This window comes from Rhodanobacter thiooxydans LCS2, assembly GCF_000264375.1.
GTDB lineage: Bacteria > Pseudomonadota > Gammaproteobacteria > Xanthomonadales > Rhodanobacteraceae > Rhodanobacter > Rhodanobacter thiooxydans.
The window spans coordinates 1-11914 of sequence record NZ_AJXW01000017.1; the positions used below are offsets into that span (position 1 = coordinate 1).

Annotated in this window: 13 protein-coding genes; 9 read left to right on the forward strand and 4 right to left on the reverse strand. The window is 67.5% G+C overall.

Annotated features, from left to right (window positions below; translation table 11 throughout):
• Positions 1 to 76 precede the first annotated feature (76 nt).
• On the forward strand, positions 77 to 430 hold the full coding sequence (locus UUA_RS04115; protein ID WP_008434505.1) for a transposase: 354 nt from the start codon (positions 77 to 79) through the stop codon (positions 428 to 430).
• Positions 403 to 1260, forward strand: a complete 858-nt coding sequence (locus tag UUA_RS04120; protein ID WP_235605835.1) for an IS3 family transposase — start codon at positions 403 to 405, stop codon at positions 1258 to 1260. The genes UUA_RS04115 and UUA_RS04120 overlap by 28 nt, the downstream gene beginning before the upstream one ends.
• 132 nt (positions 1261 to 1392) lie before the next feature.
• Here the strand turns inward: UUA_RS04120 and UUA_RS04125 are convergent, their stop codons facing one another.
• Positions 1393 to 3396 carry a TonB-dependent receptor family protein gene (locus UUA_RS04125; RefSeq protein WP_008434508.1) on the reverse strand — a complete coding sequence of 668 codons (2004 nt, stop codon included), beginning with the start codon at positions 3394 to 3396 and terminating at the stop codon, positions 1393 to 1395.
• Between UUA_RS04125 and UUA_RS20185 the strand changes: the two genes are divergently transcribed.
• From UUA_RS20185 to UUA_RS04135, 3 genes are all read left to right on the forward strand, one after another.
• A complete protein-coding gene (locus UUA_RS20185) occupies positions 3395 to 3526 on the forward strand; it encodes a hypothetical protein (protein ID WP_268793774.1) in 132 nt (43 codons plus the stop codon). The two genes, UUA_RS04125 and UUA_RS20185, sit on opposite strands and share 2 nt — an antisense overlap.
• Before the next feature lie 269 nt (positions 3527 to 3795).
• A complete protein-coding gene (locus UUA_RS04130) occupies positions 3796 to 4230 on the forward strand; it encodes a DUF2231 domain-containing protein (RefSeq protein WP_008434509.1) in 435 nt (144 codons plus the stop codon).
• Positions 4227 to 5555 carry a PQQ-dependent sugar dehydrogenase gene (locus tag UUA_RS04135; RefSeq protein ID WP_008434511.1) on the forward strand — a complete coding sequence of 443 codons (1329 nt, stop codon included), beginning with the start codon at positions 4227 to 4229 and terminating at the stop codon, positions 5553 to 5555. Before UUA_RS04130 ends, UUA_RS04135 begins: the two co-directional genes overlap by 4 nt.
• 93 nt (positions 5556 to 5648) lie before the next feature.
• On the opposite strand, the gene ssb is transcribed toward UUA_RS04135, so the two are convergent.
• The 3 genes from ssb to UUA_RS04150 all read right to left on the reverse strand — a co-directional run bounded on the left by ssb (position 5649) and on the right by UUA_RS04150 (position 8607).
• The gene (ssb, locus tag UUA_RS04140) at positions 5649 to 6167 is read right to left on the reverse strand and encodes a single-stranded DNA-binding protein (RefSeq protein ID WP_008434513.1); all 519 of its coding nucleotides are present in this window, start codon (positions 6165 to 6167) and stop codon (positions 5649 to 5651) included.
• A gap of 149 nt (positions 6168 to 6316) precedes the next feature.
• Positions 6317 to 7297, reverse strand: a complete 981-nt coding sequence (locus UUA_RS04145) for a DedA family protein/thiosulfate sulfurtransferase GlpE (protein WP_008434515.1) — start codon at positions 7295 to 7297, stop codon at positions 6317 to 6319.
• 104 nt (positions 7298 to 7401) lie between these two features.
• Positions 7402 to 8607 carry an MFS transporter gene (locus UUA_RS04150; RefSeq protein WP_008434517.1) on the reverse strand — a complete coding sequence of 402 codons (1206 nt, stop codon included), beginning with the start codon at positions 8605 to 8607 and terminating at the stop codon, positions 7402 to 7404.
• A gap of 136 nt (positions 8608 to 8743) precedes the next feature.
• Between UUA_RS04150 and UUA_RS04155 the strand changes: the two genes are divergently transcribed.
• The 4 genes from UUA_RS04155 (at position 8744) to UUA_RS04170 (ending at position 11908) form a co-directional block, all read left to right on the forward strand.
• A complete protein-coding gene (locus UUA_RS04155) occupies positions 8744 to 9745 on the forward strand; it encodes a polyprenyl synthetase family protein (RefSeq protein ID WP_008434518.1) in 1002 nt (333 codons plus the stop codon).
• A 419-nt stretch (positions 9746 to 10164) separates the two neighbouring features.
• Positions 10165 to 10785 carry a YceI family protein gene (locus UUA_RS04160; RefSeq protein WP_039953545.1) on the forward strand — a complete coding sequence of 207 codons (621 nt, stop codon included), beginning with the start codon at positions 10165 to 10167 and terminating at the stop codon, positions 10783 to 10785.
• Positions 10782 to 11363, forward strand: coding sequence for a cytochrome b (locus UUA_RS04165; protein ID WP_008434521.1), 582 nt, complete (start codon positions 10782 to 10784; stop codon positions 11361 to 11363). The genes UUA_RS04160 and UUA_RS04165 overlap by 4 nt, the downstream gene beginning before the upstream one ends.
• Positions 11360 to 11908: a YceI family protein gene (locus tag UUA_RS04170; RefSeq protein WP_008434523.1), complete on the forward strand. Its 549-nt coding sequence runs from the start codon at positions 11360 to 11362 to the stop codon at positions 11906 to 11908. Before UUA_RS04165 ends, UUA_RS04170 begins: the two co-directional genes overlap by 4 nt.
• Positions 11909 to 11914: the final 6 nt, after the last annotated feature.

An 11914-nucleotide genomic window follows, 5' to 3' on the forward strand; every position in this document is an offset into this window, starting at 1 on the left:
CAATTCGTTCAAGGCGGACGGGACAGCTCCTACGCTTTAGTGGACACCCTGAACTAACTTTTCAGGAGTCCACGAGATGCCCAAGCCAGGGCCACGAACCACCTACCGCTATACCGATCAGTTCAAGGCAACCGCCGTCCGTCTGAGCCAGCTGCCCGGCGTGGCAGTGGGTGACGTCGCCGCGTCGCTTTACATCCATCCGTTCATGCTGTCTCGTTGTCGCAAACAGGCGCGCGAGGGTTTGATCATGACCAAGGGTGTGGCAGTCGACAAAGAAGTGGCGGCAGAGCTCAAGGAGCTGCGCCGGGTGAAGAAGGCCTACGTGCGGCTGAAGGTCGAGCATGACCTTTTAAAAAAAGCGATCGCGTTCACTTCCGCTCCAAGGCCGACATCTTCGCCTTCATCCGTCAGCAAAATCAGCACCCGGTGAGGTGGTTGTGCCGGCTGTACGGCGTCAGTCCGAGCGGGTACTACGCCTGGCGCGATCGCCCGGCCAGCGCGCGGGCGCAGGAAGATGTGCGCCTGCTTGAGCGCATTCGCCAGGTACACAACGAGGGCGAACAGACCTATGGCAGTCCGCGCGTCCACGCCGGCCTGCAACGCGACGGCGAGTCGGTCGGGCGGCGACGGATTGAGCGTCTGATGCGCGATCACGCCATCCGCGGCTGTTCGGCGGATCTGTATCGACGTTGCCCGGGGGTCGATCGCTTCTTCGCCAGCGTCGACAACCGGATTCACGAGCTGACCGTGGATCGGCCTGATCAGGTCTGGGTCACCGACGTCACCTACCTCAAAGTGTCGGGAACGTGGCGCTACCTGGCCACGGTCATGGATCGCTACTCGCGGCGTTTGCTGGGGTGGTCGCTGGGAACGGACAGGACCTCCCGGCTGACCCGCCGGGCGCTGGCCGCCGCCTTGCGCCAACGCAAGCCACCGGCTGGCACGTTGTTGCACAGCGATCGCGGCGTCGAGTTCCTGGCCGGCGACTTCAAGCAGGCTCTGGCTAGCGCCGGGTTGGTGCAGAGCGTGAACCGACCCCATCGCATGACCGACAACGCGCACATGGAGTCGTGGAACAAGTCCATGAAATCGGACATGTACCACCGCCAGTGGTTCAGCACCGAATCGTCGTTGCGAGCCGCCGTACGAAACTACATCGATTTCTACAACACCAAGCGCTTACACTCCGCCTTGGGCTATCGTTCTCCCATCGAGTTCGAGGCTCACGCGGCTAACCCACCGGTGTCCACTTTTGCGTAGGAACTCTCTCGCCACTCCGGGAGTCGAACCGGATTCGTGCATGCCGTTGATCCTGCCACCCGCTGCGAGGGTGCCGATGATAGGCGCGCCACGCGTGCACACGACGCCAAGGCCGGCCGGGTGCGCAGCCGCCTAGAAAACCAGCCGCGCCCCCAGCATCCAGGTACGGCCCGGACCCGGTTCGAAGTAGCGCCCGTTGCTGTCGTTGACGATCACCGAACCGATGTAGCGGCGGTCGCCCAGATTGTCCACGCGGGCACTGAGCTGCAGTCGCGTGGACGCCGCCAGGGCGAACGTGTAGCCGACGTCCACGCCCACCAGGGCATAACCGGCGGCCTGCTGGGTCGCGGTGTCGTTGACGGTGACCGCGCCGACGCCGGTCACATCCAGGCCTTCCTGCCAGCCGAGTTCGCCGCCGTGCCGGATGCGCAGCGAGCCATAGTTTTCGGGCACGCCCGGCATGCGGGTACCGCGCGCCACCGGCACGGTGGCTGCGCTGCATGGCGTGGCGCGGCAGGCGAGGAACGCGCTGCGGAAGCGCGCCTGCAGGTGGGTGAAGCCGGCGCTGATCCGCCAGTGGTCCGCCAACTGGCCGTCCAGGGAAAGCTCGACGCCCTGGCGCCGCGTGTCGCCGACATTGCGGTAGGTCGAACGGCCGTTCCGGTTGGTCCCCACCGCCAGCTCGTCGCGCGTGTCGGCGCGGAACAGCGCCGTGTCGAAGGCCAGTCCACGCGTGACCTGCCACTTGGCGCCCAGCTCCAGGTTGCGGCTGCGCGCCGGGCGCAGGTCGAAGGCCATGCCGGGCCGGCCATCGCTGCGGTAGCCGAGTTCGTTGAAGCTCGGCGTTTCGAAACCCTTGCCGTAGCTGGCGTAGAGCCGCAGGTTGTCGCTGGGTCGGAAGCCCAGCCCGAGCACCGGCGTGGTGGCCGTGTAGTTCTTGCTGCCGCTGTCGTTTGGATTGGTCGCCGTGACGTAGTGGTCGCGTGCGCGGAAGCGCACGTCGTCGTGCCGCACGCCGAGCAGCAGCGACCATGATTTGGCGAAGTGCCAGTACCACTGCGCGTACTCGTCGACGCTGTGGACGTTGTCGTCCTCGTTGCGCCGCAGCGCGCCGGTCACCCCCAGCGTGCCGCCGACGAAATTCTCGTAGCCACGGCGATGCTGCCATTGCCCGTCGGCGCTCGCACCCAGCACGAACTCGTAGTCGCGGCCGGCCAGCTGGCCGCTGCGGGTCCAGCGCGCGTCGAGGCCGCCGTAGTCAGTGTCCAGCGCCACCACGCCGCCGGCCGAAAGCGGATTCCGCTGGGCACTCACCGGAATCGACTGGTACTGCCGGATGCGGCGCTGGCCACCATAGCCCATCACCCGCAACTGATCGTCGCTGTCCAGCTGCTGTTCGTAGACGGCGCCGAGCTGGTTCTGCAGGATGCTCTTGCGGGTGTTGTACTGGTTGGCGACTGCAGCAACCTGCCGCGGGTCGGCATCGACTTGCGCCCGGGTGAGTCCGAGCGGGTCCTGCGACACCGGCTGGTTCAGGCGGTTCGCCACGATGGTGAGCTTCTTGCCGTCGCCCAGGTCCACCCCGAACCTGGCGTTGTCCGATTCGCGGCGCACCCGGCTGTGCCGCCGATAGCCGCCGGAAAGAAACAGCGAGCCGGCGACGTTGTAGTCGACGCGCCCCACCGTGCCGCGCGTGTCGACGCTGTAGCGAAACGTGTCGTTGCTGCCGGCGTTCACGCCCAGCGTGGTCACCGGCACCGGCGTGCCCTCGGCGCTCCACAGCTGCACCACGCCGCCGGCGGCGTTGCCGTACAGCACCGAGAACGGACCGCGCAGTATTTCCACCCGCTCGGCCGAATCGAAATTGAAGTGCGAGACCTGGCCCTGTCCATCCGGCAGCGTCGCCGGGATGCCGTCCACATACAGGCGGATGCTGCGCACGCCGAACGTCGCGCGCGAACCGAAGCCGCGTATCGAGATCTGCGCATCCTGCGCATAGTTTTGCCGGTCGCGCGCAAGGATGCCCGGCACGCCGACCAACGACTCGGAAAGATTCACGCCCGGCTGGCCGGATGCAGCCGGCTCGATCTGCACCATGCTGAGTGCGGCAGGCAGGTCGAACGGAGGAATATCCATGCGGATCGCCGTGACCTGCACCGCGGGCAAGGTCGTCGGTTTCGCGCGCGCGGCCGCCGTCTCCTGCGCGGCGACCCGTGGCGAAGCGAGTCCGAGGCAAGACAACGCCGCGACGATGGTCAGGGCGTGACAGTCGAAAAATCGCGGGCACATGTTCGCCAGTGTGTCATGAAGCGCGACGACCAGTGCATGTCATGCGCGCATCACGCACGCGTCACGCAATCGCACACAACATGGCGGGTAGCGGCACGGTTTCCTGCAACTGCCCACGCCTCTTCGAGGCGAGAGGAGTTGTGGATGGAGGAGGCACGCCATTCCGCTTGACGACCACTTCTCCCTTCGCCCCGACGCGGATCGTTCCCCGCTGTCCATAGTGTTCTTCCTGCCAAGGAGCTGCCCGTGAACACCGCACCACATCGTTCCGTCCTGGCCAACGCGGTCTATGGCCTGCTCAATCCCCTGCCGTTCGGCTTCTTCGTCGCCGCGCTGATTTTCGACATCCTCTATGTGCGGACCGCCGGTGTGTTGTGGAACAAGGGCGCCGCCTGGCTGATCGTGTTCGGCCTACTGCTCGCGATCATCCCGCGCTTCGTCAGCCTCGCCCAGGTCTGGATCACCTCCCGGCAGCTCGCCCAGCGCGCCGACAAGCTGGACTTCTGGCTCAACCTGCTCGCCATCGTCGTGGCGATCTTCAATGCCTTCGCGCACAGCCGCGACGCCTACGCGGTGGTGCCCACCGGCGTGTGGCTGTCGACAATCACCGTGCTCCTGCTGGCCATCGCCCAAGTGCTGATGGCCGTACACGATTCCGCCCGCGAAGGAGTCCAGCCATGAACAAGCCCGTCCTTCACGGCCTGCTGGCGCTGGCCGCCGCGCTACTCCTGGCCGGCTGCAGCGGCAAGGCGTCGTATCAGCCCGCACAACAGTCGGGCGACGCTCCGCCGCTGCCCGCCGCCCGCAACTTCCTGGTCCCGCCGATGCAGGTCCCCCGCTACGCTGGCTGGAAGCAGGGCCAGACGCCCAAGGTGGCGCCGGGGCTCAAGATCGAGAAGATCGCCAGCGGACTCAAGCACCCGCGCCAGCTCTACACCCTTCCCAACGGCGACGTGCTGGTGGTGGAATCCAACGGCCCCGGTTCCGAGCCGGTGACCACGCCGAAGCAGCTGATCGCCAACAAGGTCAAGAACCTGTCGGGCAAGGGCGCCAAGGGCGGCAACCGGATCACCCTGCTGCGCCACGACGGGAATGCGGGCGGCGAATGGGAGAAGCACGTCTTCATCGAGCACCTGCACTCGCCGTTCGGCGTGGCGCTGATCGGCGACACCTTGTACGTGGCCAACACCGACGCGATCGTGAAGTTCCCCTACGTCACGGGCGAAACGCAGATCACCACGCCCGGCGTGGAGTTCACCGACCTGCCGGCCACCATCAACCACCACTGGACCAAGGCGATGGCGGCCAGCCCGGACGGCAGCAAGCTGTATGTCGGAGTCGGCTCCAACAGCAACATCACCGAGAACGGCATCGATCAGGAATATCGGCGCGCGGTCGTGCTCGAGGTGGACGTGGCCAGTGCCAGCAGCCGGATCTATGCCTCGGGTCTGCGCAATCCGACCGGGGTGCAGATCGAGCCGCACACGGGCAAGCCCTGGGCGATCGTCAATGAGCGCGATGAGATTGGCGCGGACCTGGTGCCCGACTATCTGACTTCGGTCCAGCCGGGTGGTTTCTATGGCTGGCCATACAGCTACTACGGCCAGCACGTGGACAGCCGCGTCATGCCGCAGCGGCCCGACCTGGTGGCGAAGGCGATCAAGCCCGACTACGCGCTGGGCTCGCACGTCGCAGCGCTCGGGCTGCTGTTCTCCGACACCAACGCGCTGCCGGAGAAGTATCAACATGGTGCTTTCGTCGGCGAGCACGGCAGCTGGGACCGCTCGCCGCTGAGCGGCTACGCCGTCGTCCACGTCGCGTTCGTGGACGGCAAGCCGACTGGCGTCCCCGAGCCGCTCGTCACCGGCTTCTACTCGGACGACGAGTCAGAGCTGTACGGCGCACCGGTCGGCCTGGCACAGGACAAGGACGGCGCGCTGTTGATCGCGGACGATGTCGGCGACGCGGTGTGGCGGGTCACCGCCGCCTCGCCCGGCACGCCCTGACCCAGGCGTGCGAGGCAGAAGCAGAGCGAAAAAACCCCCGATGAATCGGGGGTTTATGGATGAAATCAGTACAAGGACGGCCTAAGGTATGTCCTAGAACGGAATATCGTCGTCCGCGAAGCCGTTGTCGGCCGGAGCCGGCGCCGGGGACTGGCTCGGCGCGTTGCCATAGTCGCCGCCGCGCGACTGGCCACCACCGTAGCTGCCGCCGCCCTGGCGCTGGCCACCCTGTGGGCGCTCGCGCTGGTAGCCGCCGCCGGCGCCGCCTTCACCGCCGGGGCCACCAAGCATCTGCATGTCGCTGGCGATGATGTCGGTGGAGTAGCGCTCGATGCCTTGCTTGTCGGTGTACTTGTCGGTGCGCAGCGAACCTTCGATATAGACCTGGCGGCCCTTCTTCAGGTATTCGCCGGCGATCTCGGCCAGCCGGCCGAAGATCTTCACCCGATGCCATTCGGTACGCTCCTGCTTCTCGCCGCTCTGCTTGTCGGTCCACGACTCGGTGGTGGCCAGGTTGAAGCTGCAGATGGCGGTACCGCCGCCGGTGTGGCGCATTTCGGGGTCCGCGCCAAGGTTGCCGACCAGGATGACTTTGTTGACGCCACGTGCCATGGGAGTGTCCTCGTTGAGCCGGCCGCAAGTCTGCGTTGGGTTGCGCCCGGAGTGATGGATCGGGCTGGCTATGATAACCGCGGCGGTCGACGAATCCAGCGGCCACCGACCCGCACCCCTGCCAGCCGCGGGCGGCCCCGGCGGTCGGCTCAGGCCCGCGCGCCGTCGGGGGGCGAGGTCGCCGCAGCCGCCTCCGGCAGACGCTCCACGCCATAGCCGGCGGCGTCCCACGCCTCCAGCCCGCCCTGCAGCGGGCGCACCCGCCTGTAGCCCTGGGCCATCAGCAGCTTCGCCGCCCGCGCCGCGGAGACCTCGTTCGGGCAGTTGCAATAGACCACCAGCTCGCGGTCCAGCGGCACGCCACGCAGCACCTGCTCAAGGCCGCCATCGTCGACGAGCAAAGCGCCAGGCACCACCCGCGTATCGAGCTGGCGCGTCTGTGCCGGTCGTACGTCGACCACCACCGGGGCGTGCCCGTCGGCGATCTTGCGGTACAGCTCGTCCACCGAGATGCGCGCCATCCGCAGCGTGCGCAGCAGGCGCTGGCGACGCCACCAACGCAGCAGCACGTAAAGCACCAGCAGCACCGCCAGCAACTCGATCGCCAGCGTGCCGGCGCTGGCGATGGCGGCCAGCAGGCTGTCCACCTGCGCGGCGAACAGATAGCCGAGCCCGACCGCCAGGGAAGCCCACCACAGCGAACCCAGCCCGTCGAACAGCACGAACACCGGCAGCCGCAAGCCCATCGCGCCGACCAGCGAGGACGACACCGTCGACAGCCCCGGCACGAACTTGGCGACCAGCAGCACCCGGCCGCGCCAGCGCTGGAACTGCAGCTCGGAGCGCGCCACACACGAATCCGGCGACAGCGAGATGCGGCACAGCAGGCGCATCACCCCGGCACCGTAGCGCCGGCCGGCAGCGAACCAGGCCAGGTCGCCCAGCACCGCGCCCGCCACCGCCGCACCGATCGCCGCCGCCGGCGCCAGCTCCCCGCCTGCCGCCAGCGTGCCGGCCACCACCATGGTCGGCACCGCCGGCAGCGGTGCGCCGAGCTGGGTCAGCAGCACATTGAGGAACACCAGCAGCACGCCGTATTCGGCGATCAGCGCAATGATTTCATGGGCCATCGGGCGGTTCTCGGCTCGCGGACCAGCGGGTCGCGGCAACCCATGATTGGGCCGCCTCACCGCTATTGCAAACCCCGCCGCGGCAGCGGCGGCCGCCATCGCTCCTAGGCGAGGCGCGCCTGCGTCGTCGCGGCGCGACGAGTGATCCGGCGCGCGCCGGAGACCACCAACGGCAGCCACAGCAGGGTCAGCGCCGCGGCGCAGACGAACACGCCGTTCGGGCCGAGGCGGCCCAGCGCGATGCCGCCGAGCGCGCCGCCCACGAATGCGCCGATGAACTGGCTGGTCGAATACGCACCCATCGCCGCGCCGCGCAGCTGCTCAGGCGCCAGCCGCGAGACCAGACTGGGCAGCGCCGCCTCCAGCAGGTTGAAGGCGGAGAAAAATACCGCCGCGGCCACGCCGAATGCCGCCAAGTGGCGGCCGGACAGCGCGAAGCCGAGCAGCGCCAGCCCGATCACCACCACGCACACCGTGACGATGCGCAGGCTTTGCGCCACTTCACGCATGTGGTGCATGGTGGCGCCCATCACGAACGCGGCCACCGTCATCACCGGCAGGTACAGCTCCCAGTGCCGGTTCACCGGCAGGTGCAGCGTGTCGGCCAGCAGCAGCGGCAGGCCGACGAAGCTGGCGGTGAGCAGCGCGTGCAGGAAGAACACCGAGCCGTTCAGCACCAGCATGCGGCCGTCGCGCAGCATCGCCAGCACCTGGCCGAGACCGGCCGCAGCCGGCGCACGCGCATGCGCCGGCGTGGGCACGATCAGCCACAGCAGCGCCAGCGAGGCCAGCGCCAGGATCGAGGTGGCGCCGAACAGCCCCGGCAGCCCGGCGACCGCCTCCAGCGGTGGCCCCAGGATCAGCGCCAGCAGGAACGCCAGCCCGATCGACACGCCGATGATGCCCATCGCCTTGCTGCGGTTTTCCTCCGCCGTGAGATCCGCCGCCAGGGCGATGCCGGCACCGGCCACCGCGCCCATGCCCTGCACCGCGCGTCCGACTGCGATGCCGGCCAGCGTGTGCGACATCGCCGCGATCAGGCCGCCGATGGCGAACAATACCAGCCCGATGGTGATCGCCGGCTTGCGCCCGATCCGGTCCGACAGCAGCCCCAGCGGAATCTGCAGCAGCACCTGGCCGATGCCGTACACGCCCAGCGCCAGCCCGATCATGAAACCGGTGGCGTCAGGCATCGCCTTCGCGTACAGCGAGAACACCGGCATGATCAGGAACAGCCCGAACAGGCGCAGGCTGATCACGCAGGCGAGGGTCAGTGCGCTGCGCAGTTCGAGGCTGGAGAGTTTGCTCACTGGGAGAGGCACGTCGCCAAAGACATTCCCGGCATTATAGATGGTGCCGCGCGCGGCGACTGTGGCGACATGTCGCGGCGCAAAATGCTGCAGGCCCTATAATCCGCGAAGCGACACACACGCACCCGAAGCCCCCATGACCACGATGACCGCCGACGCCACCCGCCCCGCCGACTTCGCCCAGGTGCGCGACCTCGCCGCCGCCGACATGCAGCGGGTCGATGCGCTGATCCGCCAGCGGCTGTCTTCCGACGTGGTGCTGATCAACCAGATCGCCGACCACATCATCGCCGGCGGCGGCAAGCGGCTGCGCCCGATGCTGCACGTGCTGGCCGCCGGCGCCGCCGGCTACCGCGGCGATCGCCACGTCAAGCTCGCCGCGATCATCGAGTTCATCCACACCTCCACCCTGTTGCACGACGACGTGGTCGACGAGTCCGACCTGCGCCGCGGCCGCAAGACCGCGAATGCGCTGTGGGGCAATGCCGCCAGCGTGCTGGTCGGCGATTTCCTGTACTCGCGCTCGTTCCAGTTGATGGTGGAACTGGACGACATGCGCATCATGCGCATCCTCGCCGACACCACCAACACGATCGCCGAGGGCGAAGTGCTGCAGCTGCTCAACATCGGCAACGCCGACGTCAGCGAGGCTGCCTACCTGGCGGTGATCGAACGCAAGACCGCCGTGCTGTTCGCCGCCGCCACCGAACTGGGTGGCCTGCTCGGCGGCCTGTCCGATGGCGAAGTGGCCGCACTGCGCCGCTACGGCATGGAACTGGGCTACGCGTTCCAGATCGCCGACGACCTGCTCGACTACACCAGCGACGCCGGCACCCTGGGCAAGAACATCGGCGACGACCTTGCCGAAGGCAAGCCGACCCTGCCGTTGATCTACGCACTGGAGAAGGCTAACCCGGAACAGGCGCAGTCGCTGCGCCACGCGATCGAGCACGGCGGGCTCGACTCGCTGGACCGCATCATCGCCTCGATCCGCGATTCCGGCGCGCTGGAACGCACCCGCGAGCGCGCCCTGCTGCATGCCCGCGCCGCCCGCGTGGCTCTCGCCGCGTTGCCGACGTCGGCGCATCGCGATGCCTTGGCGACCTTGGCCGAGTATTCGGTGCAACGTACGTACTGAACATTTGCCATTGGCGCGAAGCCTGTCTGTCCGCGCGCATTTGTAGGAGGGCGCTTGCGCGCGATGCTCTTGCTCGTGTTCCTGGCGTGATCAAAACCAAGAGCGGTCGATCGCTTTCGGCGCACGAAAGCTGTTGCTTCTGCAGCTTTTCGCTCTGAACGAAACAAAAGCATCGCGCACAGAGTGCGCCCCTACAGGGGATACGCAAGAGAGCAGTAACTCGGCCACCGAAGGCAGGTGAAAGCTGTTCGCCTCCGCAACTCGCGCCCCGGAGTGCCGCTACAACCAAGGGAGCCTCCAATGGGCAAGGCGCACCCCACAGCGCCGCCATCAACCGTTTCCATTGGATCACCCGCGGAAACCCATTGTTCAGCCGCCAGCGCTGGCAGCTGCGCCGCCGATCGGCCAGACTTCACGATATGTTCCGACTGCGCCCAACCCGCTGGCTGTGGTGTCTCGCGGCAACCCTGCTGCCGCTGGCGTCGGCACACGCCGCCGCGGACGGCTGGCGCTACGACACAGTGCACAGCCAGGTCGTCTTCAGCATCAGCCACAACGGCTATTCGCGGCCGTTCGGGCGGCTGCACATCGCGCGCGGCTGGCTGCGTTTCGATCCGGACGACTGGAGCACCGCCGCCACCGAGCTGGACATTGACCTGGCCGGCCTGGACATGGGCGACACCGACTGGAACCAGGCCGTGTGCAAGCCGGCGCTGCTCGACTGCGCGAACCACCGCTACGCGCACTTCCGCAGCACCGGAGTGGAGCGCAAGGATGAGCGCCACGGCGTGCTGCACGGGGAGCTGAGCCTGCACGGCGTCACCCGCCCGCTGCAGTTGGCGTTCACCTTCAACCGCGCCGCCCGGACCCTCTATGAATCGCACGAGGTAGCCGGCTTCTCCGCCACCGCCAGCCTGGACCGCAACGACTTCGGCATCACCGCCAACCGCAACTCGATCGGCGCCAATGTCAGTGTGTGGCTGGAACTGGAGACAATCCGCGACGACCACACCGTTCCACCACGCAAGGAAACACCATGAGCCTGCGCAGCAGCGACCGCCGGTGGGGTTCGGTCGCCAAGTTCTTCCACTGGATCATCGCGCTGGGCATCCTCGGCAACGGACTGTTCGGCCTGCTGATGGACCTGGCCAGCTCGCCGATGCAGAAGATCAACTGGCTGGCCCTGCACAAGTCGATCGGCCTCACCGTGCTGGCGCTGGTGCTGCTGCGCATCGCCTGGCGCTGGACCGACCGCCGCCCGGCCGAGGAACCGGCGCCGCGCTGGCAGCAGCTCGCGGCGCATGCCGCGCATGGCGCGCTGTACGTGCTGATCGTGCTGCTGCCGCTCAGCGGCTGGTGGTTCAACTCGGTCACCGGCAAGCCGCTGCAGTGGTTCAAGCTGTTCAACCTGCCGGCGCTGGCGCAGAAGAACGACGCGCTGCGCGATTTCGCGCACGGCGTGCACGAGTACCTGTTCTGGTTCCTCATCCTGGTGCTGGTGGCGCATGTCGGCGGCGCGCTGAAACACCACCTGCTCGACCATGACAATACGCTGCGCCGGATGTTGCCGTTCGGCCGCCTGCGCGCCCCACCTGCTTCCGAAGGAGACTCCCGATGAAACGCCTTGCCACCCTGCTGCTGGCGCTCGCCCTGCCCGGGCTCGTTGCAGCCACCGACTACACCGTACAGCCGGCGTCCAGCACGCTCGGCTTCAGCAACACCTTCCAGGGCGAGTCGTTCAACGGCCACTTCGGCCAGTGGACCGCCGCGATCAGCTACGACCCGGCCAATCTCGCCGCGTCGAAGTTCGACGTGGAAGTGACCCTGGCCAGCGTGAAGACCGGCGACAGCGACCGCGACGGCGCACTGCCCGGCACGGATTTCTTCGACGTGGCGAAATTCCCCAAGGCGCATTTCGTCACCACCGGCTTCCGCCAGAGCGGCGGCAAGGTGATCGCCGACGGCACGCTCACCCTGCGCGGCGTGACCAAACCGGTGAGCCTCGACGTGACGTTCAAGCCGCAGGGCAGCGGCGCCACGCTGGACGTGGCCGGCACCGTGAAGCGGCTGGATTTCAACGTGGGCACCGGAGATTACGCCGACACCTCGGTGATCGGCGGCGAGGTGAAGGTGACCGCGCACCTGCAGCTGGCCGCGAAGTAAGCCGCC